Origin of the sequence: Comamonas sp. Y33R10-2, from assembly GCF_019355935.1 — a bacterium.
Classification (GTDB): Bacteria; Pseudomonadota; Gammaproteobacteria; order Burkholderiales; family Burkholderiaceae_C; genus Comamonas.
Genome location: NZ_CP079925.1, coordinates 646481 through 672669, shown reverse-complemented (window position 1 = coordinate 672669; position 26189 = coordinate 646481). Strand labels below are relative to the sequence as shown.

At 56.4% G+C, this 26189-nt stretch carries 25 protein-coding genes and 1 tRNA gene; 15 read left to right on the top strand and 11 right to left on the bottom strand.

Annotation, left to right across the window (positions count from 1 at the left end; all coding sequences use genetic code 11):
* The first annotated feature begins 5 nt into the window (after positions 1-5).
* Entirely contained in the window at positions 6-974 is a 969-nt protein-coding gene (locus KUF54_RS02940; RefSeq protein ID WP_219345107.1) for a tripartite tricarboxylate transporter substrate binding protein, read from the top strand.
* 125 nt (positions 975-1099) lie between these two features.
* Here KUF54_RS02940 and folK read toward each other — a convergent pair whose 3' ends face one another.
* The 4 genes from folK to hda form a co-directional block, all read right to left on the bottom strand.
* Entirely contained in the window at positions 1100-1594 is a 495-nt protein-coding gene (gene folK, locus KUF54_RS02935; RefSeq protein ID WP_370627575.1) for a 2-amino-4-hydroxy-6-hydroxymethyldihydropteridine diphosphokinase, read from the bottom strand.
* A gap of 13 nt (positions 1595-1607) precedes the next feature.
* On the bottom strand, positions 1608-3176 hold the full coding sequence (gene pcnB / locus KUF54_RS02930) for a polynucleotide adenylyltransferase PcnB (RefSeq protein WP_219345103.1): 1569 nt from the start codon (positions 3174-3176) through the stop codon (positions 1608-1610).
* Positions 3173-3874 carry an HAD family phosphatase gene (locus KUF54_RS02925; protein ID WP_219345101.1) on the bottom strand — a complete coding sequence of 234 codons (702 nt, stop codon included), beginning with the start codon at positions 3872-3874 and terminating at the stop codon, positions 3173-3175. The genes pcnB and KUF54_RS02925 overlap by 4 nt, the downstream gene beginning before the upstream one ends.
* A 69-nt stretch (positions 3875-3943) precedes the next feature.
* Positions 3944-4642 (bottom strand): DnaA regulatory inactivator Hda, encoded by a 699-nt coding sequence (gene hda, locus KUF54_RS02920; protein WP_219345099.1) that lies wholly within the window; start codon positions 4640-4642, stop codon positions 3944-3946.
* 371 nt (positions 4643-5013) lie between these two features.
* Here hda and purM point away from each other — a divergent pair, with 371 nt between their 5' ends.
* Together purM and KUF54_RS02910 are read left to right on the top strand one after the other, a co-directional pair.
* Positions 5014-6066: a phosphoribosylformylglycinamidine cyclo-ligase gene (purM, locus tag KUF54_RS02915; RefSeq protein ID WP_219345097.1), complete on the top strand. Its 1053-nt coding sequence runs from the start codon at positions 5014-5016 to the stop codon at positions 6064-6066.
* 37 nt (positions 6067-6103) lie between these two features.
* Positions 6104-7162: an AI-2E family transporter gene (locus KUF54_RS02910; protein WP_219345095.1), complete on the top strand. Its 1059-nt coding sequence runs from the start codon at positions 6104-6106 to the stop codon at positions 7160-7162.
* A gap of 14 nt (positions 7163-7176) precedes the next feature.
* Here the strand turns inward: KUF54_RS02910 and KUF54_RS02905 are convergent, their stop codons facing one another.
* Complete coding sequence (locus KUF54_RS02905) at positions 7177-8025, bottom strand: SirB1 family protein (protein WP_219345093.1); 849 nt, start codon at positions 8023-8025, stop codon at positions 7177-7179.
* A gap of 102 nt (positions 8026-8127) precedes the next feature.
* On the bottom strand, positions 8128-9693 hold the full coding sequence (murJ, locus tag KUF54_RS02900) for a murein biosynthesis integral membrane protein MurJ (protein ID WP_219345091.1): 1566 nt from the start codon (positions 9691-9693) through the stop codon (positions 8128-8130).
* Positions 9694-9937: 244 nt separating this feature from the next.
* Here murJ and rpsT point away from each other — a divergent pair, with 244 nt between their 5' ends.
* Positions 9938-10231 carry a 30S ribosomal protein S20 gene (rpsT, locus tag KUF54_RS02895; RefSeq protein WP_219345089.1) on the top strand — a complete coding sequence of 98 codons (294 nt, stop codon included), beginning with the start codon at positions 9938-9940 and terminating at the stop codon, positions 10229-10231.
* 275 nt (positions 10232-10506) lie between these two features.
* Here the strand turns inward: rpsT and KUF54_RS02890 are convergent, their stop codons facing one another.
* Positions 10507-10827, bottom strand: coding sequence for a DUF3579 domain-containing protein (locus KUF54_RS02890; RefSeq protein WP_219345087.1), 321 nt, complete (start codon positions 10825-10827; stop codon positions 10507-10509).
* Between the two features lie 237 nt (positions 10828-11064).
* Here KUF54_RS02890 and KUF54_RS02885 point away from each other — a divergent pair, with 237 nt between their 5' ends.
* The 4 genes from KUF54_RS02885 (at position 11065) to KUF54_RS02870 (ending at position 13988) form a co-directional block, all read left to right on the top strand.
* Complete coding sequence (locus KUF54_RS02885) at positions 11065-12261, top strand: aspartate aminotransferase family protein (protein WP_219345085.1); 1197 nt, start codon at positions 11065-11067, stop codon at positions 12259-12261.
* Positions 12262-12293: 32 nt separating this feature from the next.
* Positions 12294-13217, top strand: a complete 924-nt coding sequence (argF, locus tag KUF54_RS02880) for an ornithine carbamoyltransferase (protein WP_219345083.1) — start codon at positions 12294-12296, stop codon at positions 13215-13217.
* Between the two features lie 35 nt (positions 13218-13252).
* Positions 13253-13507 carry a hypothetical protein gene (locus tag KUF54_RS02875; protein WP_219345081.1) on the top strand — a complete coding sequence of 85 codons (255 nt, stop codon included), beginning with the start codon at positions 13253-13255 and terminating at the stop codon, positions 13505-13507.
* A gap of 115 nt (positions 13508-13622) precedes the next feature.
* On the top strand, positions 13623-13988 hold the full coding sequence (locus KUF54_RS02870; RefSeq protein WP_219345079.1) for a YkgJ family cysteine cluster protein: 366 nt from the start codon (positions 13623-13625) through the stop codon (positions 13986-13988).
* A gap of 326 nt (positions 13989-14314) precedes the next feature.
* On the opposite strand, the gene KUF54_RS02865 is transcribed toward KUF54_RS02870, so the two are convergent.
* Positions 14315-14899 carry a YSC84-related protein gene (locus KUF54_RS02865; protein ID WP_219345077.1) on the bottom strand — a complete coding sequence of 195 codons (585 nt, stop codon included), beginning with the start codon at positions 14897-14899 and terminating at the stop codon, positions 14315-14317.
* A gap of 337 nt (positions 14900-15236) precedes the next feature.
* Between KUF54_RS02865 and KUF54_RS02860 the strand changes: the two genes are divergently transcribed.
* Positions 15237-15626 (top strand): DoxX family protein, encoded by a 390-nt coding sequence (locus KUF54_RS02860; RefSeq protein ID WP_219345075.1) that lies wholly within the window; start codon positions 15237-15239, stop codon positions 15624-15626.
* A 115-nt stretch (positions 15627-15741) separates the two neighbouring features.
* On the opposite strand, the gene uraH is transcribed toward KUF54_RS02860, so the two are convergent.
* Together uraH and hyi are read right to left on the bottom strand one after the other, a co-directional pair.
* Positions 15742-16092, bottom strand: a complete 351-nt coding sequence (gene uraH / locus KUF54_RS02855; RefSeq protein ID WP_219345073.1) for a hydroxyisourate hydrolase — start codon at positions 16090-16092, stop codon at positions 15742-15744.
* A 134-nt stretch (positions 16093-16226) separates the two neighbouring features.
* Positions 16227-17009 carry a hydroxypyruvate isomerase gene (hyi, locus tag KUF54_RS02850; protein WP_219345071.1) on the bottom strand — a complete coding sequence of 261 codons (783 nt, stop codon included), beginning with the start codon at positions 17007-17009 and terminating at the stop codon, positions 16227-16229.
* A 153-nt stretch (positions 17010-17162) separates the two neighbouring features.
* Between hyi and KUF54_RS02845 the strand changes: the two genes are divergently transcribed.
* The 6 genes from KUF54_RS02845 to KUF54_RS02820 all read left to right on the top strand — a co-directional run bounded on the left by KUF54_RS02845 (position 17163) and on the right by KUF54_RS02820 (position 24890).
* Positions 17163-17840, top strand: coding sequence for a GntR family transcriptional regulator (locus tag KUF54_RS02845; RefSeq protein ID WP_219345069.1), 678 nt, complete (start codon positions 17163-17165; stop codon positions 17838-17840).
* Positions 17837-18793, top strand: coding sequence for an allantoinase PuuE (gene puuE, locus KUF54_RS02840; RefSeq protein ID WP_219345067.1), 957 nt, complete (start codon positions 17837-17839; stop codon positions 18791-18793). The genes KUF54_RS02845 and puuE overlap by 4 nt, the downstream gene beginning before the upstream one ends.
* A gap of 7 nt (positions 18794-18800) precedes the next feature.
* Positions 18801-20576 carry a 2-oxo-4-hydroxy-4-carboxy-5-ureidoimidazoline decarboxylase gene (uraD, locus tag KUF54_RS02835; protein WP_219345065.1) on the top strand — a complete coding sequence of 592 codons (1776 nt, stop codon included), beginning with the start codon at positions 18801-18803 and terminating at the stop codon, positions 20574-20576.
* Entirely contained in the window at positions 20573-21850 is a 1278-nt protein-coding gene (locus KUF54_RS02830) for a M20/M25/M40 family metallo-hydrolase (protein ID WP_219345063.1), read from the top strand. The genes uraD and KUF54_RS02830 overlap by 4 nt, the downstream gene beginning before the upstream one ends.
* Before the next feature lie 418 nt (positions 21851-22268).
* The gene (locus KUF54_RS02825; RefSeq protein WP_219345061.1) at positions 22269-24566 is read left to right on the top strand and encodes an NADP-dependent malic enzyme; all 2298 of its coding nucleotides are present in this window, start codon (positions 22269-22271) and stop codon (positions 24564-24566) included.
* A gap of 234 nt (positions 24567-24800) precedes the next feature.
* A tRNA-Ser gene (locus KUF54_RS02820) sits at positions 24801-24890 on the top strand.
* Between the two features lie 288 nt (positions 24891-25178).
* Here KUF54_RS02820 and KUF54_RS02815 read toward each other — a convergent pair.
* On the bottom strand, positions 25179-26186 hold the full coding sequence (locus KUF54_RS02815) for an Hsp33 family molecular chaperone HslO (RefSeq protein ID WP_219345060.1): 1008 nt from the start codon (positions 26184-26186) through the stop codon (positions 25179-25181).
* Between the last annotated feature and the right edge of the window lie 3 nt (positions 26187-26189).

Below are 26189 nucleotides of genomic sequence, written 5' to 3'. Positions count from 1 at the left end.
AAACTATGAACCGTAGAAACAGCCTTCTCTCGGTCATGGCGGCTGTTGCTGCCTTGGCCTCCCCCCTCTCGCAGGCCCAAGAAACCATTCGTCTGATCGTGCCTTATGCGCCCGGTGGTCCGCTGGACATTACCTCGCGCGCACTGGCTGAGCGCGTGCGTGATTCGCTGGGCGTGGTGGTCATCGACAACAAGGCCGGCGCTGGCGGCAATATTGGTGCCGATGCCATTGCCAAGGCAACTCCTGATGGCCTGACCATCGGTCTTGCAGCAACCGCTACACATGCCGTCAACCCTTGGCTCTACGCCAAGATGCCTTATGACGCAGGCAAGGACTTTGCCGGCATCACCCAGATGGTGCGCGTGCCCAATGTTCTGGTGATGAATGCGGCCAAGGCCACCCAGCTCAAAATTCACAACATGGCTGACCTCATCAGCTATGCCAAAAGCAATCCTGCCAAACTGAACTACGGCAGCGGCGGCAATGGCTCGGCAGGCCACTTGGCCGGCGAAATGCTTAAACAAAAAGCGGGGATTTTCGCTCTGCACGTGCCCTACCGCGGCGCCAACCCTGCCCAGATGGCTTTGCTGTCTGGCGAAGTCGACTTCAACATCGACAACCTGGCTGCCGCTGCCCCCAACATCAAGAGCGGCAAGCTGCTAGCTTTGGCGGTGACATCGCTCAACCCCTCGCCTCTGCTACCCGGCGTGCCCGCCCTGTCCAAAACCTACCCCGGTTTTGCAATTGATACATGGTGGGGTTTGGTTGCTCCGGCTGGCACACCCAAGCCTGTGCTGGACAAGCTGAGCAAGGCTTTCAACGACGCTCTGCACGCCCCTGAAACAAAGTCACGCTTTAACACGCTGATGGCTGAACCCGTGGGCTCGACACCTGCTGAATTCGACAAGTTCATGGCCGCCGAACGTACCAAGTACCAGTCTATTGTGAAGGCATCAGGCGCCAAGGTGGACTAAGCCAGAGCGCTAAATCAATGACAAAGCCCCGGACCGCAAGGTACCGGGGCTTTTTAATGCTTTTAAGGCTGTAGTCCTTTATAAAAAAGGATCAGTTGCTATTAAATAAGTAGCGAAAGTCCATTTTAGGCCTGCCACCAGCCTTGCTCTAAGCTGCGCTCAATGCCCTGATTAGCCACGACCTGCAACTGATCAGCACTCACGCACTGGGGCGCAATTTCAGCCAGCGGCACCAGTACAAAAGCGCGCTCCCACATGCGGGGATGGGGCACGGTCAGCACAGCGTCGCTAGACTGCCAATCACCCCAAAGCTCAATATCCAAATCCAGCGTGCGAGGAGCATTGCGATAGGGTCGCTCGCGCCCGGCTTGCAGCTCAATGGCTTGTAACGCTTGCAAAAATGCCAGTGGCGCCTGCTGAGTAGACACCAGCGCCACCGCATTCAAATAATCAGGCCCTGACGAATCAATAGGCTTGGTGCTGTAGAGCGAAGAAACCGCCAACAACTGGGTTTGCGGCAGTTGGGCCAAAGCCTTTACGGCCCAGCTCAACGTTTGCCTTGCATCGCCTAGATTGGCACCCAGACCGATGGCCACCGTATCGGCAGACAATACAGTCAAGGCATCACTTTTTTTACTCATCACCACCGCTGACGGCGCTGCCTTCTGCAGGCTTGCGGCGACGGCGGCGGCGCTTTTTAGGCGCATCGCCGTCTTTCGCTGCAGCGATAACCTCATCGAGCGGACTACTCACCTCATCGCCCTGGGCATTTTTCTTGGCTACGCGGTGCACCTTGGGGGCTGCTGGCTGTTGGCTGCGCTGGCGGGCGCGCTGCTCGTCACGGGCCTGAGCAATCAGGTCTGCACGCACAACATCGTCCGCATATTGGAACTCTTGCCACCAGCTAGCCAGGCTTTCCTCCACCTCGCCAATGTCAGCGCGCAAGCGCATAAAGTCAAAGCCAGCACGAAAGCGCTGCTGCGCCACCATGGAGTTGGGCGTTGCGCCCGTACGCTTGTCAAAGCGCGGCTGCATGACCCAAATCTCACGCATATCCGCCGCCAGTTTGCCTCGCCCCGACACATCGCCGATGCGCTGGTCAAACACTTCATCAATCGACTCTTGCAGGGCTGGGAAGGGGTGATAGCCCTTGCCCAAACGCTTTTCCCAACCGGTTTTGACGTCTTGCCACAGCACGCAGGCCAGCAAAAAGCTGGGCGCTACAGGCTTGCCTTCGGCGACTCGGCGGTCGGTATCCATCAGCGCAGCTTGCACAAAGGGATGATCAGCACGCTCCATCACCACATCGAGCAGCGGGTAGATGCCGCGCGACAGGCCCAGCGCCTTGAGCTGCTCCACCGATGCAATCGCGTGACCGGTTTGCAGCAGCTTGAGCATTTCGTCAAACAAACGGCTTTGCGGCACTTCCTGCAGCAGCGGCTCGCATTCAACCAGCGGCTTGGCGGTCTTGGCTTCCAGCTTGAAGTCTTTGCTGCTCAGCTTTGCCGCAAAACGCACAGCGCGGATGATGCGCACCGGATCTTCGCGGTAGCGCGTAGCAGGGTCGCCAATCATGCGCAGCAGCTTCTTTTTAGCGTCTGCAATACCGCCGTGATAGTCGACCACGATTTGCGTCTCGGGGTCGTAATACATGGCGTTGATGGTGAAGTCGCGGCGCGCAGCATCTTGGTCTTGTGGACCCCAAACGTTATCGCGCAGCACGCGGCCGCTGGCGTCTACTGCATGCTTCATGCCTGCCAGTTCGCTCTTGCTGGTGCGTTCATTGCCGCTGACTTGCTCGGCAGCGCTGTTATCCAAAAAGGCACGGAAGGTCGAAACTTCGATAACCTCGTTTTCACGACCGCGGCCATACACCACGTGAACGATACGAAAACGCTTGCCAATGATGAAGGCACGGCGAAACAGGTTTTTGACCTGCTCAGGCGTGGCATTGGTCGCCACGTCAAAGTCTTTGGGCTGTAGACCCAGGAGCAGGTCGCGCACAGCGCCGCCGACGATGTAGGCTTCAAAGCCTGCATGCTTGAGTGTCTGCACCACATCAATGGCGCGGTCATCGACGAGGTTCGGGTCAATGCCGTGTACCTGCACAGATACCTCATCACGTTTGCCGAACTTGGGCTTGCGCGAGCGGGGAGCGGCGGGGCTTTTTCCCAACAGCTTGTCGATAATATTTTTAATCATGGTGCTTCGCTAAATAAGTCCACGATGCGCCAGCCGCGTTCCTCGGCTAGGGCACGCAAGCGCGCATCGGGGTTGGTGGCCACAGGGTGATCCACTTTTTCAAGCAGGGGCACATCGTTCATAGAGTCGCTGTAGAAGGTCGCTTCCACGTCTTCCCAGCGCAAGTTTCTTTCAGCCAGCCATTCGGTCATGCGCACCACCTTGCCTTCGCGCATGTTCGGGGTGCCTGCAATTTCACCCGTAAACCAGCCCTTGGCATCACGCTCCAACTCGGTGGCCAGCAAATGCTGTACGCCAAAGGCTTTGGCGATAGGGCCGGTCACAAATTCATTGGTGGCCGAGGTAATGACTACCGTATCGCCCGCCTTTAGATGCTGCTGCACCAGCTCAATGGCTGCAGGCTTCATCGCAGGACGGATCACTTCGTCCATAAATCGCTGATGAGCAGCCGTTGACTCTACCTGGCCTCGCTCGACCACGGCAGCCGTGGCAAAGCGCACATAGTCAGGAATATTGAGCTGCCCGGCTTGGTAGTCTTCAAAAAAAGCATCGTTCTGACGACCAAACGCCTCTTGATCGCACCAGCCAATGGCGATAGAGAACTCACCCCAGCCATGGTCAGAATCCAGCGGCAGCAGGGTATGGTCCAGATCAAAAAGAGCCAGCTTGGGCTTGTTCAGCAGTTCAGAAGTCGACATTCAAATCCAACAAAAAATGCTGTGGCACGGCCAAAGCGTGAAGCGGTGCAAGCAAGAGTGCGCGTAACTTCACTCAGTTTCCAGCATGGTTTTGAGCAGCGGAATGGTGATGGCACGCTTGCTGCGCAATGCAAAACCATCCAGCATATCCAGAAGTTGCATCAACGAGCCCAGATCGCGTGAGAAACGCCTGAGCATGTAATCCATTACTTCGTCACTCAAAAAAACACCACGGGCATCGGCTTCTTGTCTCAGCACGGCGCGGCGTGCCGGTTCATCGAGCAAATGCAGCTGGTAGACATGACCCCAGCCCAAGCGGGTGCGCAGATCTTCACGCAGTTTCAAATCAGCCACTGGCAGTTGCCCTGCACCCAACACCCAGCGCGGCAAGCCAGTCGCTGGACTGGTCGCATTAACAAACCAATTAAAGGCGCGAGCCTGCTGGAACGGTGTGTAGATATCCACATCGTCCATGAGCACAGCCACCCAGCGCTCATCAAATGCAGGAGGAAAGGGCGTAGACGCATCCATCCAACCCACCATGGCGCCCTGCTCTCGCAGCGCTTCACGCACGGCTTTAAGTAAATGGCTTTTGCCTGACCCCGCCTCACCCCAGAGATAAGTGGGCACTGGGGTGCGAGACTTTTGTAGCTGACCGTCACCTACCCAATGACGCAGATGGTCAATCAGGGCAGCATTAGGACCCACAAAAAAACGCGACAAGGTCGGGCCGGGTGCAGTGCTGATATCCAGAGCCAGCTGTTTCATCTGCGGCATATGCGCAGCGCCCCCTTCCCTGAGCGTTGGGGAGCCCATGCGGTGAAATCTGACAGGAGATTTTTCAGCATCAATGTGGAAGAGACAGTGGCCCAAATGTGCACTCTGATCATGCCGAGCAAAAGCCCCAAGCGTGATCGCGCGATTGCATGCGTCGTAACAAAAGCACTAATTTTAGTCTGCACTTGCCGCCCCCAAGCCAATTCAGGCTGATTTTGCCTACCGCTGTTGTTGTAGTCAGACCATGAATGCACCTGCAAAACCCTTTAGACCACGCCAAGCCCACCCCGCAGCCAAGGTAAGCGCCGTAGAATCCTTGGGTTTGCCGCCCATGCAGGGCGCTACCAGCACCGGACCCATCGATGAGCTCTTCCGCATCCTCCTCTACTCCCATTTCCTACAAAGACGCAGGCGTTGATATCGACGCAGGCGACGCACTGATTGAGCGCATCAAGCCTCTGGCCAAGAAAACCATGCGCGAAGGCGTGATGGCTGGCATCGGCGGCTTTGGCGCCCTGTTTGAAGTGCCTAAGCGCTACAAGGAACCCGTGCTGGTCTCCGGCACCGATGGCGTGGGCACCAAGCTCAAGCTGGCCTTTGAATGGAATATGCACGACACCGTGGGCATCGACTTGGTCGCCATGAGCGTCAACGACGTGCTGGTGCAAGGCGCCGAGCCCCTGTTCTTCCTCGACTACTTCGCTTGCGGCAAGCTGAATGTGGATACAGCTGCTGCCGTGGTTGGCGGCATCGCCAAGGGCTGCGAGCTGTCTGGCTGCGCATTGATTGGCGGCGAAACCGCTGAAATGCCCGGCATGTACCCTGATGGCGAATACGATCTGGCAGGTTTTGCCGTCGGCGCTGTCGAAAAGTCCAAAATTTTGACCGGGCAGAACGTCAAGCCCGGCGACGTGGTGCTGGGCCTGACCTCGCACGGCGTGCATTCCAACGGCTTCTCGCTGGTGCGCAAGTGCATCGAGCGCGCTGAAGCCCAAGGAACTGTGCCTGAGACTCTGGACGGCAAGCCTTTCAAGGCCGCCATCATGGAGCCCACCCGCCTGTACGTAAAGAACGTGCTGACCGCGCTGGAAAAGCACCCCATCAAGGCACTGGCTCACATTACCGGCGGCGGCTTGCTGGAAAACATTCCCCGCGTTCTGCCCGAAGGCACAGCTGCGCACCTGACAGCAGGTAGCTGGCCACAGACCGAGCTGTTTGCTTGGCTGCAAAAGACCGCCGGCATTGACGATATCGAAATGAACCGCACGTTCAACAACGGTATCGGCATGGTGGTGGTGGTTGCTGCTGAAGATGCTGCCGCTACCGCAGCCACTCTGACTGATCTAGGCGAGTCGGTCTACACCATTGGCGCTATCGCCGACCTTGGTGCCGGCAAGCCAGTTGAAGTGCGCTAAGTACCTTTTCACTAAAGCACCCCTACCCCGAGCTTGAATGACGCAGCACTTGCCAGCCCCCATCTCGACGCAACCGGGCCCTTCGCCCAAGGTCATATTGGCCAGTTACTTGTTGATGGGAGCGGCACTGCTGCTCGTCATGCATCAGGGAATACTCCCTGGCCTGCTGTGCGTGTGCGTGGGCTTTATGCTCACCCGCGCACTGTCTCGTCTGCTGTCGCGGACGAACTCTCGCGCTTTTCACAGCCACCAGCTCCCCCGCTGGACCCAGGTGGTCGCCACCACCATCGTAATTCTTGCGCCCCTGGCTCTGCTCAGCGGCGCTCTTTCACATACGCGCACCTACATCACCGAAGCCCCGGCCCAGTACAAAGAGCTGCTGGACTATCTGGCCAGCACGGTGCTTGAGCTGCGCACAAAGCTGCCTTCAGACATTGCAGATCAACTGCCTGATGGCGCCCAAGACATTCAGCGCAAGCTAGCCAGCTACATTGCGGCCAAAGCAGGCACTCTGGCCACAGCAGGTCGCGCATGGTTAACTGGCCTGCTCTATGCCTATGTGGGTTTGATCATCGGCGCCTTGGCCGCTGTGCGCCCCGTCGGCCCTCAACGCCCGCCGCTGGTCTATGCACTGCAGCAACGCATTGGCCACTTTGCACTGGCATTCAAACAAATCGTGGCGGCACAGTTCTGGATTGCAGCTTTCAACACCTTGCTGACCTCCATCTTTTTGCTGGGCATATTGCCCATCTGGGATCTGGAGCTGCCCTACACGCCAGCCCTTATCACGTTGACCTTTGTGGCTGGCCTCATCCCCATCGTCGGTAACTTGCTGTGCAATGCGGTGCTGACGCTTGTAGGTCTATCCGTATCTCCCGTGGCTGCCGCTGCCTGCTTGGGCTTTTTGATTTTGATTCACAAGGCTGAATACGTCATCAATGCCAAGGTAGTAGGCACTCGCACTCACATGGGTGTGTGGGAGCTTTTAGCCGTGATGTTTGTCGCCGAATCGGTCTTCGGCCCCGCAGGGCTGGTGGCTGCGCCGCTGTTTTACGCCTACCTCAAGAAAGAGCTGGAAGCGGCAAAACTGGTGTGAGCTGTCTTGTGCCGTTAGTCAGCTTGGCGCAGCTTGGCAATGTTTTTAGCAATCAATTCAGCCTCTAGTCCTTTTGCAACAAGGGCATAGCGCTCTAAATCTAATAGCGCCTTGCCTGCAACTCCCCATTGGACATAAGCCATACCCCGGTCGCGGTAAAGCTCTTCGCGCTCTGGCTGCAGCAAGATCAAACGATTGAGCACCGCAACTAACATGGGCCAGTCTTTTTGTGCGTGGTGAATTTCCTGCAGGTTGCGCAACATGCGCACCATCACATCACGCGGGTGGGCCGCCTGCAAATACAGGCCTAGCGGCGGAGCATCTTCAAGCGTAATGTCGGCTTGATCGAGATAAGGCTGCAATCGCTCTGCCAGCGCATTGGCAGAGAAAGAATCACCTGTCAGCGGGTCTTGCACCACCTGACCCTGCGTCAAACTCACCTTCACCAAAAAGTGCCCTGGGAAACCAATCCCTTCCACGGGCAAATCAATGCTGCGCGCCAGCTCCAGCCAAATCAACGCCACACTGATAGGAATGCCACGTCGCGTTTGCAGCACGTGGTGAATGTAGCTATTAGCCGGGTCGTAATAGTTGTTGAGGTTGCCAGCAAAGCCCAGCTCTCCATAAAAAAACTGGTTGAGCACACTGAGCTTGCGCAAGTCATCATCTTCGCCCGCCAGCCGCTGCACCAGCCGCACCTGCAGGCGGTCCAACTCGGCTTGCACGGCTTGCAGGTCCAAGTCGGGTTCAGCATCCTGCGCAATGCTAATGGCGGCCTCCATCAGTGCAAAGCTTTCATCGCTTTGCACCAAAGAGCCAAAATACTTGAAGGCCGTGGGGTGCTCGTCAATCGTCCAGTTCATAAGCAGGTTTGTAAGCTGCTTAGGAGTCGCTTGCAAGAAAAACCGCTGAAAGTCTAGGTAATACCTAGACAAGCCGCTCACATTTCATGAGCAACACCTCAATTAGCGACGCAACAATTGGCGCAGCTTCAAGCCCGACAGCATCAGCACGCCAAAGTACAGCGCCGCAGCAGCGGCCATCATGGCGGCCAGCAAGCCTGCACGCAAAAAGCCATTGCTGCGCAAACCTACCCAGTCAAAATGCTGGCTACCCCATAGCAGCAGCACCGCCAGTAACACACTTGCCGCGATCACTTGCACAATGAATTTCAACCAACCCGGCCCAGGCTTGTAAGTGCCGCGGCGCAGCAGACCAACCAGCAGCCAAGTAGCATTGATCAGTGCAGCCAAGCCAATGGAAAGCGCCAACCCCGTGTGCTTGAGCCAAGGCACCAACGCGAGGTTGAGTAACTGCGTAAGAACCAACACGACGACCGCAATCTTCACGGGGGTGCGAATGTCTTGACTGGCGTAATAGCCGGGAGCCAGTACCTTGATAGCCACCAGCCCCAGCAAACCCGCGCCATAACCCATCAGCGCCAGCGAAATCTGCCCCACATCGCTGTCGTTCAACGCACCGCGGTGAAACAGCGTGGCCACGAGTGGCGTGGAAAAAGTCAGCAAACCCACAGCGCAAGGCACGGCCAACAGCACGACCAGACGCAAGCCCCAATCCAGCATATTGGAGTAACGCTCATCATCGCCCGCAGCCTTGGCGGAAGATAACTGCGGCGTTAGCACCACGCCCAGCGCCACGCCCAGCAAAGCAGTGGGAAACTCCATCAGCCGGTCGGCATAAAACAACCAAGTCACACTGCCCGGCGCCATATAAGAGGCGATCTGGGTGTTGATCATCAATGAAATCTGCGCCACACCCACGCCCAGCAAGGCCGGCCCCATCAGCGACAAAATGCGGCGCACGCCGGCCTCATCCCACGCGGCGCGAATGGCAGAGGGCGAAAAGCCAATGCGCGGCATCAGCGACATCGCACGCAGCGCAGGAATTTGCACCGCCAACTGCAGCACACCGCCCAGCATGACGCCACCGGCCATGGCATAAATGGGCTCAATGCCCAGCTTTTTCAACCAAGGCGCACCCAGCACGGCCGCCGCAATCATGCTCAAGTTCAGCAGCACAGGCGTTGCTGCAGGCACAGCAAACTTCTTCCAGGTATTGAGTACACCCGCCGACAGCGCCACCAGCGACATAAAACCGATGTAGGGGAACATCCAGCGCGTCATCACCACCGCCGCGTGGTATCCGTCAGGCGACTGGCGCATGCCGCTGGCCAACAGCCAAACTAAAACAGGCGCGCCCACCACGCCAAGCACGCACACGACTAGCAGCGTCCAAAACAAAATCGTCGCCACATGGCCAATCAGCTGGCGCGTAGCCTCTTCCCCATCCTTGGTCTTACTAGCGGCCAGCACCGGCACAAAGGCTTGGCTAAACGCCCCTTCGGCAAACAGGCGCCGAAACAGGTTAGGAATTCTGAAGGCGACATTGAACGCGTCTGTGAGCGCATTGGCTCCGAACATGGAGGCCATGAGCAGATCACGCACCAGCCCCGTAATACGGGAAGCTAGCGTCATCAGGGATACGGTGGAGGCGGCTTTGAACAGTGACACGCAGCGAAGTGTATGCGTTCGCGCCATTGGCTGCAGGGCGATTTGCGGCGCTTTGCACTCTGAAACCAACACGCAGCGCCTGCACTGGCGCACAACAAGTCAAGGCAGCGAGCAAAGGAAGCCCCGCAGCAAAGCTGTCGCCTCGCTCACCCAGCGAGAGAATGGGCAAGCCACAAAGCGGCGCAGGGGTGCTATAATCGCCCGCTTTGCTGACATCATCCTCAGACACACAAGGAATTAAATCATGGCAACTAAAGCCAAAAAGAACCCCCGCTTGGCCTCCGGCCGCAAGCGCGCTCGCCAAACCATCAAGCTGAACGCTGCGAACACTTCGCTGCGTTCCAAGTACCGCACTGCTGTTAAGAATGTCGAAAAGGCTGTTGTGGCCGGCGACAAGACTAAGGCAGCTGAACTGTTTGCCAAGGCTCAGTCCGTGATCGATTTGATCGCCGACAAGGGCATCTTCCACAAGAACAAGGCAGCTCGCGATAAGAGCCGTCTGTCTGCCAAGGTGAAGACCCTGGCACTCGCCGCTTAATACCGGCAAAACCCAAGCACGGATGACTTCGGTCATCTGCCGTTTGTAATGGGTGCGCTGTCAGCAAAAAAACATCAAAACCGCCTCAGGGCGGTTTTTTTGTGGGCGTTTACCCCTTTGAAGTGCTTTATTCCTAACCTTAGAGAACAAATGCATCACTGCAAGGCGGCTCCTGCTTGCAGCCACTTTGCTGAACCAGACCTCACAGAAGTGCAGATATAAAAAAACGCACCTTTGTGCGTTCGTTCATTTCTCGGTTTTAAAAAGAAAGCCTATCAGGCTTTCTTAGGACCATCAGGAATCAGACAAGCTTCAGCCACTTGCAGATCATTGTCCTTGGCAAAGTTCAGGCAGAAGTCCCAGGCCATGGGCTCATAGTCGCGCAGATCACGGTTGATAACTACGCACTTGGTGCCATTCATCACGGTGGGTACACACCAAGGTGAGTAGCTCAAATGACTACCGGCACAGGCGCCTCCGGGGCGAAACTGGCTCATCACCCCAGCCAAGCGCTCGGCCCAGTCGCTGGGTCGAAAAGTTTTGCCGGCATGGGTCATACCCATGATGAACAGTTCTTTGCTGGAAGGGGTAACCATCAAATATTCGCTAAATAAGACCGAGCCACTGGGCAGGATCTCTACCAACAGGCTTAATGAATTATTCTAACTCTTATATAAGAGCCAAACCATCAACCCGACAATGACCTAGGCCCATTGCATGGCAACGATGCGTAATCCGCAATGTTGGGGTTATCTAGGCACTCTAAAATCAAACCTCGCATTTTTAAGGTGCCTTGCGCACCACTGACCTTGCTTTTCTAGGAGATTCTTGCAATGACCGCTTTCATCGAGGCAGCTTCGCCCCACGTTATGCCCACCTACGGCCGCGTTTCTATCGCGCTGGAGCGAGGCCAGGGCTGCCGCGTTTGGGACGTGAATGGCAAAGAGTACCTGGATGCTCTGGGCGGCATTGCCGTGAACACATTGGGTCACAACCACCCCAAGCTGGTTCCCGCGCTGCAAGATCAAGTTGCCAAGCTGATCCACACCTCCAACTACTACCACGTGCCCGGCCAAGAAACTCTGGCCAAACTGCTGACTGAACGCTCGGGCATGACCAATGTGTTCTTTTGCAACACCGGCCTGGAAGCTAACGAAGCTGCCATCAAGATCGCCCGCAAGTACGGCGTGGATAAGGGCATTGCCAAGCCAGAGATCGTGGTTTACGACCACGCTTTCCATGGCCGCTCTATCGCCACCATGAGCGCCACCGCCAACCCCAAGGTCCGCGACGGCTTCGGCTCCCTGCTGGATGGCTTTACCCGCATCGCGCCCAATGATTTCGAAGCATTAGTCAATGCCACCGAAGGCAATCCCAACATCGTCGCCGTTTTGATGGAGCCTATTCAAGGCGAAGGCGGCCTGCACCCCATGCGTGCCGACTACCTCAAGCAAGTGCGCGAGCTGTGCGACGCCAAGGGCTGGCTGCTCATGATGGACGAAGTGCAAGCCGGCATGGGTCGCACTGGCAAATGGTTTGCTCACCAATGGGCCGGCATTACCCCTGATGTGATGACCTTGGCCAAGGGGCTGGGCTCTGGCGTGCCCGTGGGCGCTGTGGTGGCACACAATGCCGCAGCCAAGGTGCTGACGGCAGGCAACCATGGCTCCACTTTTGGTGGCAACCCTTTGTCCATGCGCGCTGGCGTTGAAACCATCCGTATCATGGAAGAAGATGGCCTGCTGGCGCACACCACCGAAGTGGGCGAGTACTTAAAAGCACAACTACACGCCGCACTGAGCAGCCTTGACGGTTATGTAGAAGTGCGCGGCCAAGGCTTGATGATTGGCCTGGAGCTGACCAAGCCCTGCGGCCAGTTGATTGGCCAAGCTGCTGAAGCCGGCCTGCTGCTGAGCGTGACCGCTGACACCGTGGTCCGTTTGGTGCCCCCACTGATTCTGAGCAAGGCCGAAGCTGACGAAATCGTCGTCAAGCTCAAGCCCCTGATTCAAGCTGTTTTGGCCGCTTGAACTCAGCCGCCGGAACACACAAGGAATTTCGAATGAAGCATTACCTGCAATTTAGCGACTTCACCGCAGACGAATACGACTACCTGCTGGCGCGCGCCGCCTTGATCAAGAAAAAGTTCAAGGGCTACGAAAAGCATCACACCTTGGTGGACCGCACCATGGCCATGATTTTCGAAAAAGCCAGCACACGCACCCGTGTCAGCTTTGAAGCCGGTATGTACCAGTTGGGCGGCTCCGTGGTTCACCTGACCACAGGCGACAGCCAGCTAGGCCGCTCCGAGCCCATTGAGGACAGCGCCCGCGTTATCAGCCGCATGACCGATTTGGTGATGATTCGCACCTTTGGCCAAGACAAGATTGAGCGCTTTGCCGAATACTCGCGCGTGCCCGTCATCAACGGCCTGACCAACGAGTTTCACCCCTGCCAAATTTTGGCCGACATCTTCACCTTCATTGAGCACCGCGGCTCTATCAAGGGCAAGGTGGTGGCCTGGGTAGGTGACGGTAACAACATGGCAAACACTTGGCTGCAAGCGGCTGATCTACTGGGCTTCACGGTTCACGTCAGCACACCCGGTGGCTACGAAGTGGACGAGCAACTGGCCTTCAACGGCAAGGCAGTTAACCCTGGCTGCTACAAAGTGTTCAAAGACCCACTCGAAGCCTGCAAGGGTGCTGATCTGGTCACCACCGATGTGTGGACCAGCATGGGCTATGAAGCCGAGAACGAAGCACGCAAGAAGGCGTTTGCCGACTGGTGCGTTGATGCTGAAATGATGGCATCCGCCAAGACTGACGCCCTGTTTATGCATTGCCTGCCCGCCCACCGCGGCGAGGAAGTGGAGGCCGAAGTCATCGACGGCCCGCAATCCGTGGTCTGGGATGAAGCGGAAAACCGCATGCATGTGCAAAAAGCACTGATGGAATACCTGCTGCTGGGTCGCCAGCCAGACTAATTCATATACATGACTCATTTGCATTTAACTATTCCATGCACTTGAGTCATACACCATTCAAACACCGCTTGCTGGTACCACACCCGCAGGCGGTGTTTGCTTTTGTGCGTCGCGCAGCCTCAGGGATCAGGCACAGCTTTGGCGCCAGCGCCCTGCGCCAGCCCCACGCATCCCGCCACGCACGCATACCCTCTTGCTATGGCCCGCTCAAGCGCTTTGCGGCCAGAGTGCGCTCTTTGTATGTGCGCATTCATACTTTCTATCTGAAGTTTCTTCAAGGTCACACCTAGCGACCCAGGCACCGAAGCCAAGCGTCTACTGACGCTTGCGCTTCATTCATCTGCAAAAAACCGTCCTTTAAAAAGAGGACGGCGTGCCCGCGATGCCTGATTTTGAAGAAAAACAATGACTGAAACTATTCACCCATGCTTAAGCTGCGGCGCCTGCTGCCAGAACTACCGCGTGGAGTTTTCCATTTATGAGCTGCAATCCATGGGTGGCTCCGTGCCCGATGCACTTACTCATGACGTCCCTGGTAACGGCAACCGTGCCCGCATGAATGGCACCGAGCGCTATCCGGTACGTTGTGCAGCCCTGCGCGAATTGCCTGAGGTGGGTGAAGGCTGCATTGGCTGCGGCATTTATGAACAGCGCTCAAGCCCTTGCCGGGATTTTCCTTTTGCCTCGTACGGCTGCCACGATACGCGTACGAAATTAAACCTACCTGCTTTAGCTGAACAAGAAGTCACGCCTTGGCTGCAAGCGGCTTAAGAACGGCTAGCATCACCCAGCAAACCGAAGGTGTGCGTTTGAGGCGAGGCGCGAAGCCGCAGGCAGTACATGCGTACGACAAGGCGAAGCAACGACGTATCAAGGGTTGCGTTAGCGGCTCTAAACGCCTGCAGCTGCTTTCAACGCTATCAAATAAAAAGCTGCCTGCGCTTTCAGTCCATGTGTCTCAGATGAATCAACATCTAAAACCAATAGATAGCCAGCACAGGCAGCTATATTTTTCAAAGAGACTTATCAACTAAGAGTCATGTTGATGCTCCTCTGAAAGTCGGGATGCAACAGGTAGCACCACAACCCAACAATGCTTATTCGACGATCTTGGTGATCTTGGTTCCTTGCAGCGAAACACCTGCTTCCAAGCCAGCATTAGTCAACACATAACTTGTCACCGGTGCGTTTACCGTTGTCGTGTCCACGCTGCCATTGGCGCCGATCTTGCCGGCAGCCACTGTTGCATCCGCACCCACAGACCAGCCATCGCTGTTGAGGAACTTGTTCAGCGCCTCTTGGGTGTTGAACACATAAATCACCGCTTTAGATTGGCCGCCAGCTTGCCAGCCAATAGATGCACCGGTTGTGCTGTAGTTGCCACGGTTTTGATTACCCACGCGCAGTACACCGCGACCATGCTCTACGCCCACGACAAAACTACCGCCAATAACCGATGGGAAAATCAGCACGCCTTTGGCACGCTGCACCATTTCTTTAGAGCCTGGTGCAGTCTGATACAGGCGCTCGAGGGCCGCATTAGCACGCGTATTCACCGTAGTCGCATCAGCGCGTGGGGCCGATGAGGTCTCAGGCTTAGTCGTTGTGCAAGCCGTCATGGCCATTGCACCTGCAGTCACAGCAACAGCCACAGCAATAGAACGCATAGAAATTTGACGCATACCGAGGTCCTTTCGTGGGATGAATGTGCTTAGACATTTAATAAATAAAAGATCCTGCAATCCAACATTGATGTGCTCTTTTACACCCCCCGATAAAAGAGCTGCCAGATACAGGGTTGCATTAATCCTAGTGCGAGGACTCTCAACAAGGCGTCTCACAAAACTAGGTTGCGCGCTTGACCTACAAAGAGAAAAACAAGTTGTCTAAAAATACTTACATCATTGTCAGATTTATTCAGCATCAATAATCCTGTGCAAAGATTAAGCAATGTCTGACTCCCATTGAAATTGGCGCTAGCATTGTTGATGTGCCCACAGCGTTGATGACAGGAAGCTCATGAAGTTCTGGAATTACTTTCACCATCCCAAAGCAGCTTTGGTGTTGCTGCGTGTTTCACTAGCCTTGCTGATGCTGCTTCATGGCTGGGCCAAGATCCGCTTCGGCATTGGCAGCATTGAAGCCAAGATTACAGACCTTGGCGCTCCTAGCTTTCTCGCTTACGCCGTCTACTTGGGTGAGGTGGTTGCACCGCTGCTGCTGCTGGTTGGCTTATGGGTCGTACCCGCGGCGCTGGTGATTGCAATCAATATGGTGGTGGCATTTGCGCTAGTGCACACCAAGCAGATTTTGATGCTGAACAATTCCGGCGGCTGGGCTCTGGAGTTACAAGCTTTTTACTTTGTCAGCGCGCTGGTTATTGCAATGGCTTATTCCAAAGGCAAATAAACCTATTAAAAACAATAGCAGCCTGTGCCTGTCATTCATTGGTATGAAGCCATTTTTACGCCGAAACCAATTAATGACGGAAACAAGCTGCTCATTTTTTGAGCTGAAACTTTGATTAAGAGCCGCGATAGGTTGAATAGCTCCAAGGGCTCACCAACAACGGCACGTGGTAATGCTGGGCCGGGTTTGCCACGCCAAAGTCTAGGCTGACTTTGCCCAGAAAATTCGGCTCAGGCAGCTCAACTCCACGCGCCTTGAAGTAAGCTGCCACATCAAAAGTTAGGCGGTAAGTGCCAATCTTGAGAGTGCTGTTATCGAACAAAGGCGCATCAGTTCGGCCATCGTGGTTCAACGTTAAGCTTTTCACCAAAGTAGCGCTGTGACCGTCAATCGAAAATAGTTCAACGGCCATGCCTGCAGCAGGGCAGCCATTCATAGTGTCTAGAACGTGGGTGCTCAGGCCCATGGGAATCTCCTCTTCGGCAGTTTTCAACTGCCCTTGTTTACATCAAACGTTTTGCTTCTAAAAGCGCATCCACGCGCATCCATCATTCGTTGATCTCAAAATTTTTGAGTCATGCCCGCTTGGATGACGGCAGTTCATTGAGTCATCCACTTTTCCAGCCAGCCCAAGCCAGCCTCCGTGTTGCCCGCAGGCTTGTACTCGCAGCCAATCCAGCCTCCGTAGCCAATACGGTCTAGGTGCGCGAACAAGAATGGGTAGTTAATCTCTCCCGTTCCCGGTTCGTTGCGACCGGGGTTATCCGCCAGCTGAATATGTCCAATGCGGTGCAGCTGCATTTGGAGAGTAGCCGCCAACTCACCTTCGGTGCGCTGTGCGTGGTAAATGTCGTATTGCACAAAGGCGTTAGGCGCACCGACTTCGTCAAGAATGGATAGCACCTCATCCGTGCGGTTCAGGTAAAAACCGGGAATATCGAAGCAGTTGATGGGCTCGATCAGCAGGCGGATGTTCGCGTCGCTCAAAGCAGCCGCCGCAAAGCGTAGGTTCTCCACGAAAGTGTGGCGTAGCACAACAGGATCGATGCCGGCGCAAACCTTGCCAGCCAAGCAGTTCAGTTGAGGCACACCTAAAGCGCATGCGTAGGTCACAGCATTGGCAACACCTGCGCGAAACTCGTCGACGCGATTCGGGTCACACGCAATGCCGCGCTCTCCTGCATCCCAGTCGCCTGCAGGCAAGTTGTGCAAAACGACCTGCAAGCCTGTCGCATCCAAGCGCTGCTTGATTTCAGTCACCGTATAGGCATAGGGAAACTGAAACTCCACCGCTTCAAAACCAGCATTTGCAGCACGTTCAAATCGATCGAGAAAATCCACCTCAGTGAACAACATGCTCAGGTTGGCGGCAAAACGGGGCATAACCAGAACCTCCAAAAATGCTTAGTCATCAACAGCGTCTCTTAGCAGATCAAACAAATTGAGAACGATTTTCTGCATCTTGCATCAAAAATCACCATACATCGTGGACATTAATTGTATACAAAACCAATTTGTAGCCGCTATGATGGACCGATGGAAACGTCCACTACCAGTTTCATTGTTGATAGCCTGACCAAGGCTATCGTCGAACATCGCCTCATGCCTGGCGCAAAATTAGCTGAGCAAAAACTAGCCGATCACTTCGGCGTTTCTCGCACCTTGGTTCGCCAAGCCTTGTTTCAGCTCTCGCAAAACAAGCTCATCAAACTCGAGCCCGCACGTGGCGCTTTTGTCGCCACTCCTTCCGTGGATGAGGCGCGGCAAGTCTTTGCCGTGCGCCGCATGCTCGAAGCCGAGATGGTGCGCAGCTTTATGGCGCAAAGCACCGCCGCCAAAATTCGTGCGCTCAAGCAGCATGTAGCCGCAGAGAAAAAAGCTATGGAAGCCAACGACGTTGGCCAGCGCACCGAGCTGCTGGGCGACTTTCACGTGCGCATGGCCGAGCTCATGGGCAACGAAGTGCTGGCCCAGTTGCTAGGCGAGCTGATTTCACGCTGCGCGTTGATCACGTTGATGTACCAGTCGGCCTCAGCAGCCGAGCATTCGCATGAAGAGCATGCAGTCATCGTGGCCGCACTAGCGGCTGGCGATGTTGAGCATGCAGTGCTGCTGATGCAACAACACCTGGACCACGTAGAAGCCGCCCTGACCTTTGAGCGCGAGCTGCCTACTAACGATTTGTCGATGGCACTTTCATCTGCATCCCTATGATTTACGACTCCACCGCCCCCTACCCCCGCGACCTGATTGGTTATGGCCGCAACACGCCTCATCCGCAATGGCCGGGCAAAGCCCGCGTGGCGGTGCAGTTCGTGCTGAACTACGAAGAAGGCGGTGAGAACCATGTGCTGCACGGCGATGCGGGTAGCGAGCAGTTTCTGTCGGAAATGTTCAACCCCGCCAGCTACCCTGCCCGTCACATGAGCATGGACGGCATCTATGAATACGGCTCACGCGTAGGCGTGTGGCGCATCCTCAAAGAGTTTGAAAAGCGCGGCCTGCCACTGACCGTGTTTGGCGTGGCAACCGCCCTGCAAAAGCACCGCGAACTGGCTCAGGCCTTTGATGAGCTAGGCCACGAAGTGGCCTGTCACGGCCTGAAGTGGATTCACTACCAGAACGTGCCCGAAGAGATAGAGCGCGCCCACCTTCAGCAATGCGTAGAGATTTTTGAAGAGCTGTACGGCCATGACGGTGACCACGGCCTGGGCTGGTACACGGGACGCGACAGCCCTAACAGCCATCGCATCGTGGCCGACACAGGCCGCTTCACTTACGACAGTGATTACTACGGCGAAGACCTGCCCTTCTGGATGAAGGTTGCCAAGACCGATGGCGGAACCCACAACCAGCTGATCGTGCCTTACACGCTGGACTGCAACGACATGCGCTTTGCCCTGCCCCAGGGTTACTCGTATGCCGATCCCTTCTTCCAGTATCTGAAGGACACCTTCGATGTTCTGTATGCCGAAGGCGATGCAAACGGTGACAACGCCCCCAAGATGATGAGCATCGGCATGCACTGCCGCCTGCTGGGCCGCCCCGGCCGTATTACTGCGCTGCAGCGCTTCCTCGATCACATACAGAAACACGACAAGGTGTGGGTGTGCCGCCGTATTGATTTAGCTCGCCACTGGGCTGAGCGCTTCCCCTGCAAGGATTGAGAGCGTCATGGCTTTGACTTTGGATCAACTGAACGCTGCAGATGCAGCCACCGCCACCGAGTTGCTCGATGGTCTGTATGAGCATTCGCTTTGGATTGCTGCCAAAGCGCTGGAGCAGCGCCCCTTCAAGTCCATGGCGCACATCAAGCACGCTATGGCTAAGGTACTGGCTGAATCTAGCGAACAGTCTAAGCTCGATCTGATTCGCGCTCACCCGGAACTCGCCGGCAAGCAGATGGAAAGCAACACGCTCACGGCCGAATCAACCAATGAGCAAAAAAAGGCGGGCCTGACGAATTGCACGCCCGAAGAGCTGGAGCACATCCGCAAGCTTAATGCCGAATATGGTGCGCGCTTTGGCTTCCCCTTCATTTTGGCCGTGCGCGGCCCGCGCGGTCTGGGCCTGAGCAAGGCCGAAATCATTGCGACTTTTGAGCGCCGCCTCTTCAACCACCCGGCCTACGAGCAAGAAGAAGCCCTGCGCAATATTCACCGCATTGCTGAGATTCGTCTGAACGACAAGTTCGCCTACGAACCCACTCTGGGCAATCAAGTGTGGGACTGGCAAGAGGAGCTATCCACTCACAGCGACCCCGGCTACGCCGAAAAGGGTCAACTCACTGTGACTTACCTGACTGACGCTCACCGAGCCTGCGCTAAAGCGCTCAGCGATTGGATGCGTGAAATCGGCTTTGACGAAGTCGAGATCGATGCCGTAGGCAACGTAGTGGGCCGCTATAAGGCGGTAACCGAAGGTGCCAAGACGTTGCTGACCGGCAGCCACTACGACACCGTGCGCAACGGCGGTAAGTACGACGGCCGTCTGGGCATCTTCGTGCCAATGGCCTGCGTGCAAGAGCTGGCCAAGCAAGGCAAGCGCCTGCCTTTCAACATTGAAGTCGTCGGTTTCTCTGAAGAAGAAGGCCAGCGCTACAAGGCCACATTCTTGGGCTCTGGCGCTCTGGTTGGTGACTTCAATAACGAATGGCTGGATCAAAAGGACGCTGAAGGCATCATCCTGCGCGAAGCCATGACCCATGCGGGCCTGTGCATTGACGACATTCCCAAGCTGCAGCGCGATCCCGCCAAGTATCTGGGCTTTGTGGAAGTACACATTGAGCAAGGCCCGGTGCTCAACGAGCTAAACATTCCGCTGGGCATCGTCACCTCCATAAACGGCAGCGCCCGCTATACGTGCGAATTCATCGGCATGGCCAGCCACGCCGGCACCACGCCCATGAACCGCCGCCGTGACGCCGCCGCAGGTGTGGCCGAGTTGTCGATATACATCGAAAAGCGTGCGGGGCAAGACGGCGACAGCGTGGCCACCATCGGTCAGCTGAATGTGCCCTCAGGCTCGGTCAACGTGGTGCCCGGCCTGTGCCAGTTTTCGCTGGATCTGCGCGCCCCCACTAACGAGCAGCGCGACGCCATGATTGGCGACATCATGGCCGAGATGGCCGCCATTGCCGAGCGCCGCGGCCTGCGCTTTAGCACCGATCTCTCCATGAAGGCATCAGCCGCGCCTAGCGCCCCCGAATGGCAGCAGCGCTGGGAAAACGCGGTGGACGCACTGGCTGTACCTCTGTTCCGCATGCCCAGCGGCGCAGGTCACGATGCCATGAAGCTGCATTCCATCATGCCCCAAGCCATGTTGTTTGTGCGCGGCTTAAACGGCGGCATCAGCCACAACCCGCTAGAAGCGACTACGGCTGACGACATGCAACTGTGCGTTGATGCCTTCAGCCATCTCCTCAATCAACTGGCCGAAGAACAGCAATGACCACTATCAATCAAGACAAGCAAGCCACTTATGCAGCCATTGACGCATGGGTTGACCAGCACTTCGACGAAGAGGTGAGTTTTTTGCAGGCTCTGGTGCAAGTGCCCACAGATACGCCCCCTGGCAACAATGCGCCTCACGCCGAGCGCACGGCCCAATTGATCGAGGACTTTGGCTTTATCGCTGAAAAGCATGCCGTTCCTGAAGCCGATGTAAAGGGCTATGGCATGGAGTCCATCACCAACTTGATCGTGCGCCGCCCCTATGGTGATGGGGGGCGCACCATCGCACTGAACGCCCACGGCGACGTAGTGCCACCGGGTGAAGGCTGGACCAAAGCCCCCTACGGAGCCGAAATTGAAGACGGCAAGCTGTACGGCCGCGCCTCTGCCGTAAGCAAGAGCGACTTTGCGTCTTTCACTTTTGCGGTGCGCGCTCTGGAAGCCGTAGCTAAGCCCGCCAAAGGTGCGGTAGAGCTGCACTTCACCTACGACGAAGAGTTTGGCGGGCTGCTAGGCCCAGGCTGGTTGCTGGGAAAAGGCTTGACCAAGCCCGACCTGATGATTGCCGCAGGCTTTAGCTACGAAGTGGTGACAGCCCACAACGGCTGCCTGCAGATGGAAATTACCGTGCACGGCAAGATGGCGCATGCCGCCATCCCTCACACAGGTGTGGACGCGCTGCAAGCAGCAGCGGCGCTAATGACTGCCTTATATGCTGAAAACGTGAAGTACAAGCAAGTGAGCTCCAAGGTTGCCGGCATCAAGCACCCCTATCTAAATATCGGCCGTATTGATGGCGGCACCAACACCAATGTGGTGCCCGGCAAGGTCACGCTCAAGATCGACCGCCGAATGATTCCTGAAGAAAACCCTACGCAAGTGGAGGCAGACATTCGCGCCGTGATCGCCAATGCCATCGACGACTTCAACACCCAAGGCGGCTATACCGGCGAAGACGCTGTGCGCGTAGACATCAAGCGCCTCTTGTTAGCCAACGCCATGTTGCCTTTAGCTGGCAACCAGCCATTGGTAGATGCCATCCAAACCCACAGTGAAGCTATTTTTGGCGAAAAGCCCGCCGCTGTGGGAACACCACTCTACACCGACGTGCGCCTGTATGTAGAGCGCGGCATTCCCGGCGTGATCTACGGCGCGGGCCCCCGCACGGTGCTGGAATCGCACGCCAAACGCTCCGACGAGCGTCTGGTGCTGGAAGATTTGCGCCGAGCCACCAAGGTGATCGCCCGCTCGTTGGTGGATTTGACGGCATAGCAGCGTCACTTTAGAGAATGCATTGCAACTTCGGGCAGGCGTAAGTGGCAGTGTCCACTGCCTACAATAATGCTTACTCTGCTTGAATCTAATTTCCTTCAATCGAAGCCTAGTTGCGCATAGGAGCTATTCGAATCCGGTATCCTGCTATCTTCGATTACCGCTCTGGCACTGAATCTTTTCTTTAACAGCGCCGCCAAAGATAACAGCGCTGCTATCACCGCAGCACGAGAGGAAGACGCTCACTAACGCGTCAAGCCCTTGAAGCAGCCGGCCTACCCGCCGGTCTAGACCCCCTGCTTGCATCATCGTGCGCCAGGGGGTTTGTTGTCGGTGCAGTTCAGGCAAAACAGACCTGTCCCAAAAGCCTCTCACCAGCCGGTAAGCTCAGAGACGTAACCTTGCTGATTAATTTCGTATGACACAAAACCTGTCCTCCGCCGAACAAGCCCTGCGCGATGCGGCCCGCGAATACCACCGCAGCCCTATCAAAGGCAAGATTTCCGTCACACCTACCAAGCCCCTGTCTAACCAGCGCGACTTGTCTCTGGCCTACTCGCCAGGCGTGGCCTACCCCTGCCTGGACATCGAGGCCGATCCCTCTTTGGCCTCCGAGTACACATCTCGCGGCAACCTCGTTGGCGTGATCACCAACGGCACTGCAGTGCTGGGTCTGGGTGATATCGGCCCATTGGCCTCCAAGCCCGTGATGGAAGGCAAAGGCTGCCTGTTCAAAAAATTCGCCGGCGTGGATGTGTTCGACATCGAACTGGCCGAGCGCGATCCCGATAAGCTGATCGACATCATCGCGGCGATGGAGCCCACACTGGGCGGCATCAACCTTGAAGACATCAAGGCCCCGGAGTGCTTCTATATTGAGCAGGAACTCTCTAAGCGCATGAACATTCCGGTGTTCCATGACGACCAGCACGGCACAGCCATCATCTCCAGCGCAGCTTTGCTCAACGGCCTGGAGCTGGTGGGTAAAGAAATCGACAAGGTCAAGGTCGCCGTCTCCGGCGCTGGCGCAGCTGCTATTGCCTGCGTGAACGTGATGGTCGGCTTGGGCGTGAAGCGTGAAAACGTCTTCATGTGCGACTCCAAGGGCGTGATCTATGAAGGTCGCCCCGGTGGTCTGGATGCCTCCAAAGCGCAATACGCGCAAAATACCGATGCCCGCACACTGGCTGATGCCGTGGATGCTGCTGACGTTTTTCTCGGCTGCTCCGCACCCGGCGTGCTGACGGCCGACATGGTCAAGACCATGGCAGACAAGCCCATCATCTTGGCGCTGGCAAACCCCGAGCCCGAAATTCGCCCCGAGTTGGCCAAGGCTATCCGCCCTGATTGCATCGTGGCAACCGGCCGCTCTGACTACCCCAATCAGGTCAACAACGTCCTGTGCTTCCCCTACATCTTCCGTGGCGCACTCGATTGTGGCGCCACCAAGATCACCGAAGCCATGAAGCTGGCCTGCGTGCGCGAAATCGCCGCACTGGCCAAGCAAGACGTCAGCGATGAAGTCGCAGCTGCCTATCAGGGCAAAGAACTGACCTTCGGCCCCGACTACCTGATCCCCACACCTTTCGATACGCGCCTGATTTTGCGTATTGCGCCTGCCGTAGCTCAAGCCGCCGCCGAATCCGGTGTGGCCACTCGCCCCATCGAGGACATCGCCGCCTACCGCGAAAGCCTGACTCGCTTCGTCTACCAGACCAGCATGTTCATGCGCCCCGTGTTTGCAGCCGCCAAGGCCAACCAGCAGCGCGTGGCCTATGCAGAAGGTGAAGACGAACGCGTTCTGCGTGCCGTGCAAGTGGCGATTGAAGAAGGTCTGGCCAAGCCCATCTTGATCGGCCGCCCCGCCGTCATTGAAGCTCGCATCGCCAAAGCGGGCCTGCGCATTCAACTGGGCATCGACGCTGAAGTCTGCAATCCCGAAGATGACCCACGTTTCCGTCAGTACTGGGAGACTTATCACAAGCTGATGGGCCGTGACGGCATCACCCCCGAAGCGGCCAAGGCCGCCGTGCGCCGCTCCAACACCCTGATCGCTGCGCTGATGGTGCATCTGGGCGATGCGGATGCCATGTTGTGTGGCTTGGTCGGCCGTTTTGACAACCACACCACCCTCCTGCAAGACGTGCTGGGCCTGAAAAAAGACGCCAGCCAGTTCGCCACGGTGAATGCCGTCATGCTGGAATCCGGCACGCTGTTTGTTGCTGACACCTATATCAACGACACCCCCAGCGCCGAAGAGCTGGCAGAAATCGCCAAGATGGCTGCCGACGAAGTTGCCCGCTTTGGTCTGCCGCCCAAGGTTGCCTTCCTCTCGCACAGCAATTACGGCTCATCAACTCGCGGCTCAGCGCGCAAGATGCGCGCTGCTCGTGACCTGTTCGCAGCAGCCAACCCGCACATTGAGTGCGATGGCGAAATGCATGGCGATGCCGCTTTGTCAGAGGAAATTCGCAGCCACGCGCTGCTGGACTCGACCCTGACCGGTGAAGCCAATGTGCTGATTTGCCCCAACTTGGATGCAGCGAACATCTTGTTCAACGTGCTCAAGACCACCGGAGCCCACGGCGCTACCATCGGCCCCATCTTGATGGGCTGCGCCGCCTCAGCGCACGTCATGACGCCTTCGTCCACTGTGCGCCGCGTGGTCAACATGACTGCGCTGGCTGCGGCGCAGGCGATTGCCCTGCGCAACTAATTAAACGCTAGCTCTTCAGTCTTTAAGCCTTAAAGCTGACCGCATAGAAGCACCTACCTAGCTAATGCCGCGCACTCAAATCAAGTGAACGGCATTAGCCCTGCGTGCTGTTAGCAGCGAAAATAGCTTCTAGCCATTTATATACATAGACTTATAGCTATGTTTTTAAGAGCACTCACAAAACCATGCAAAACGCCAGAAGGACCACAATCCTTGTGTAGAATCTAGCCATCCGGGGATTTGGGTGAGTGGTTTAAACCAGCAGTCTTGAAAACTGCCGAAGGAGTGATTCTTCCGTGAGTTCGAATCTCACAGTCCCCGCCAGATAAAAAAAGCCCATCGATTTTTCGATGGGCTTTTTCATTTCTGAGCGAGCTATGTAACATCGACTAAAGAGCAGCCGATGACAAAGTGCTACTGCACTTTTCAATTCTGAGCGTTGAAAGCAGCCTACCTCACGATGCTGCTTTACAGCCGAAGCTGTCCAAAGGAGTTGACTCCTCCCATCTGGACCGCCCCAGTGTTATCGATTCAATGCTTCCACTCTCGAAATAGTCAAGAAGATGAAAAGCCTGACCCTTTCAAGCATCTGAACGCACTAAGAGCTATGACTTACTGCACCACACCCGAGCTAGGTGGCTGAATTTTCGCGTCGGTAAAAAGTCCTGCCGCATCGATAGGGTCAAAGTGATATTGCTGGCCGCAGAAGTCGCAACCCACCTCAATCTGACCGCGCTCGGCAATGACAGACTCCACCTCTTGCGCGCCTAGCGAGACCAGCATGGAGCCCACACGCTCGCGACTGCAGGTGCAGGCAAAACGGGGGGGCTTCTCATCGGCCTGGAGCTCAAAGCGCAGCAGATCTTCTTCCCAGAACAGGCGGCGCAAGATGGTTTCTACATCCAGCGTCAGCAGCTCTTCTTGCTTAAGGCTGGAAGCCAGCGTAGCAATGCGGTTGTATTCCTCATTGAGGCCCTGCGCATCATGCTCGGCATCGCCGCTTTCAGTAGCAGCGGCCAAGTTCGCCTCACCCTTGACCGGCATGCGCTGCAGCATCAGGCCTGCGGCGACTTGGTCGTTGGCGGCCAGCACCAACACGGTATCGAGCTGCTCGGACTGCTGCATATAGAACTGCAGTGCGTCCGACAGGCGCTCAAAACGCCCACCGTTGAAGTCATTGAGCGATACCACGCCTTGATAAGGCTGCTGACCAGGTTGGCGGTCTTTGGGGTCCAGCGTGACCGCACAGCGGCCCACGCCATGTGCATTGACCAAGTTCGCCAAAGGCGCATGCAGGTCTTTGAGCGGATAGTTAGCCTGCCCAACTAGCGACGCCGTAGCGCGCAGACCTAAATCAGACTGCACCTCAGCTACAGCCAGCTTGACGGGGCCGTCACCCATGATCTGAAAAACCAACGAGCCATTGAACTTGATGTTGGACTGCATCAGCACGCCGGCAGCCGACATCTCGCCCAACAGAGTGGCCACGGCTTCTGGATAAGCGCCGGTTTCGCTGTTGCCAGCACGACGCTGCAAAATTTCCTGCCAAGCATCGGTCAGGCGGACGATGGCACCACGCACGGGCAGGCCGTCAAAAATGAATTTATGCAGTTCAGACACGCT

What these genes read in the sequence shown, in the direction of transcription:
- uraD (WP_219345065.1), top strand. Translation starts at nt 18,801, where the DNA reads ATGGCTTTGACTTTGGATCAACTGAACGCTGCAGATGCAGCCACCGCC.
- pcnB (WP_219345103.1), bottom strand. Translation starts at nt 3,176, where the DNA reads ATGATTAAAAATATTATCGACAAGCTGTTGGGAAAAAGCCCCGCCGCT.
- KUF54_RS02925 (WP_219345101.1), bottom strand. Translation starts at nt 3,874, where the DNA reads ATGTCGACTTCTGAACTGCTGAACAAGCCCAAGCTGGCTCTTTTTGAT.
- uraH (WP_219345073.1), bottom strand. Translation starts at nt 16,092, where the DNA reads ATGGGCCTGAGCACCCACGTTCTAGACACTATGAATGGCTGCCCTGCT.
- argF (WP_219345083.1), top strand. Translation starts at nt 12,294, where the DNA reads ATGAAGCATTACCTGCAATTTAGCGACTTCACCGCAGACGAATACGAC.
- purM (WP_219345097.1), top strand. Translation starts at nt 5,014, where the DNA reads ATGAGCTCTTCCGCATCCTCCTCTACTCCCATTTCCTACAAAGACGCA.
- KUF54_RS02860 (WP_219345075.1), top strand. Translation starts at nt 15,237, where the DNA reads ATGAAGTTCTGGAATTACTTTCACCATCCCAAAGCAGCTTTGGTGTTG.
- KUF54_RS02940 (WP_219345107.1), top strand. Translation starts at nt 6, where the DNA reads ATGAACCGTAGAAACAGCCTTCTCTCGGTCATGGCGGCTGTTGCTGCC.
- hyi (WP_219345071.1), bottom strand. Translation starts at nt 17,009, where the DNA reads ATGCCCCGTTTTGCCGCCAACCTGAGCATGTTGTTCACTGAGGTGGAT.
- KUF54_RS02885 (WP_219345085.1), top strand. Translation starts at nt 11,065, where the DNA reads ATGACCGCTTTCATCGAGGCAGCTTCGCCCCACGTTATGCCCACCTAC.
- KUF54_RS02825 (WP_219345061.1), top strand. Translation starts at nt 22,269, where the DNA reads ATGACACAAAACCTGTCCTCCGCCGAACAAGCCCTGCGCGATGCGGCC.
- rpsT (WP_219345089.1), top strand. Translation starts at nt 9,938, where the DNA reads ATGGCAACTAAAGCCAAAAAGAACCCCCGCTTGGCCTCCGGCCGCAAG.
- KUF54_RS02875 (WP_219345081.1), top strand. Translation starts at nt 13,253, where the DNA reads ATGCACTTGAGTCATACACCATTCAAACACCGCTTGCTGGTACCACAC.
- KUF54_RS02890 (WP_219345087.1), bottom strand. Translation starts at nt 10,827, where the DNA reads ATGGTTACCCCTTCCAGCAAAGAACTGTTCATCATGGGTATGACCCAT.
- KUF54_RS02865 (WP_219345077.1), bottom strand. Translation starts at nt 14,899, where the DNA reads ATGCGTCAAATTTCTATGCGTTCTATTGCTGTGGCTGTTGCTGTGACT.
- hda (WP_219345099.1), bottom strand. Translation starts at nt 4,642, where the DNA reads ATGAAACAGCTGGCTCTGGATATCAGCACTGCACCCGGCCCGACCTTG.
- KUF54_RS02905 (WP_219345093.1), bottom strand. Translation starts at nt 8,025, where the DNA reads ATGAACTGGACGATTGACGAGCACCCCACGGCCTTCAAGTATTTTGGC.
- KUF54_RS02830 (WP_219345063.1), top strand. Translation starts at nt 20,573, where the DNA reads ATGACCACTATCAATCAAGACAAGCAAGCCACTTATGCAGCCATTGAC.
- KUF54_RS02910 (WP_219345095.1), top strand. Translation starts at nt 6,104, where the DNA reads ATGACGCAGCACTTGCCAGCCCCCATCTCGACGCAACCGGGCCCTTCG.
- puuE (WP_219345067.1), top strand. Translation starts at nt 17,837, where the DNA reads ATGATTTACGACTCCACCGCCCCCTACCCCCGCGACCTGATTGGTTAT.
- KUF54_RS02870 (WP_219345079.1), top strand. Translation starts at nt 13,623, where the DNA reads ATGACTGAAACTATTCACCCATGCTTAAGCTGCGGCGCCTGCTGCCAG.
- KUF54_RS02845 (WP_219345069.1), top strand. Translation starts at nt 17,163, where the DNA reads ATGGAAACGTCCACTACCAGTTTCATTGTTGATAGCCTGACCAAGGCT.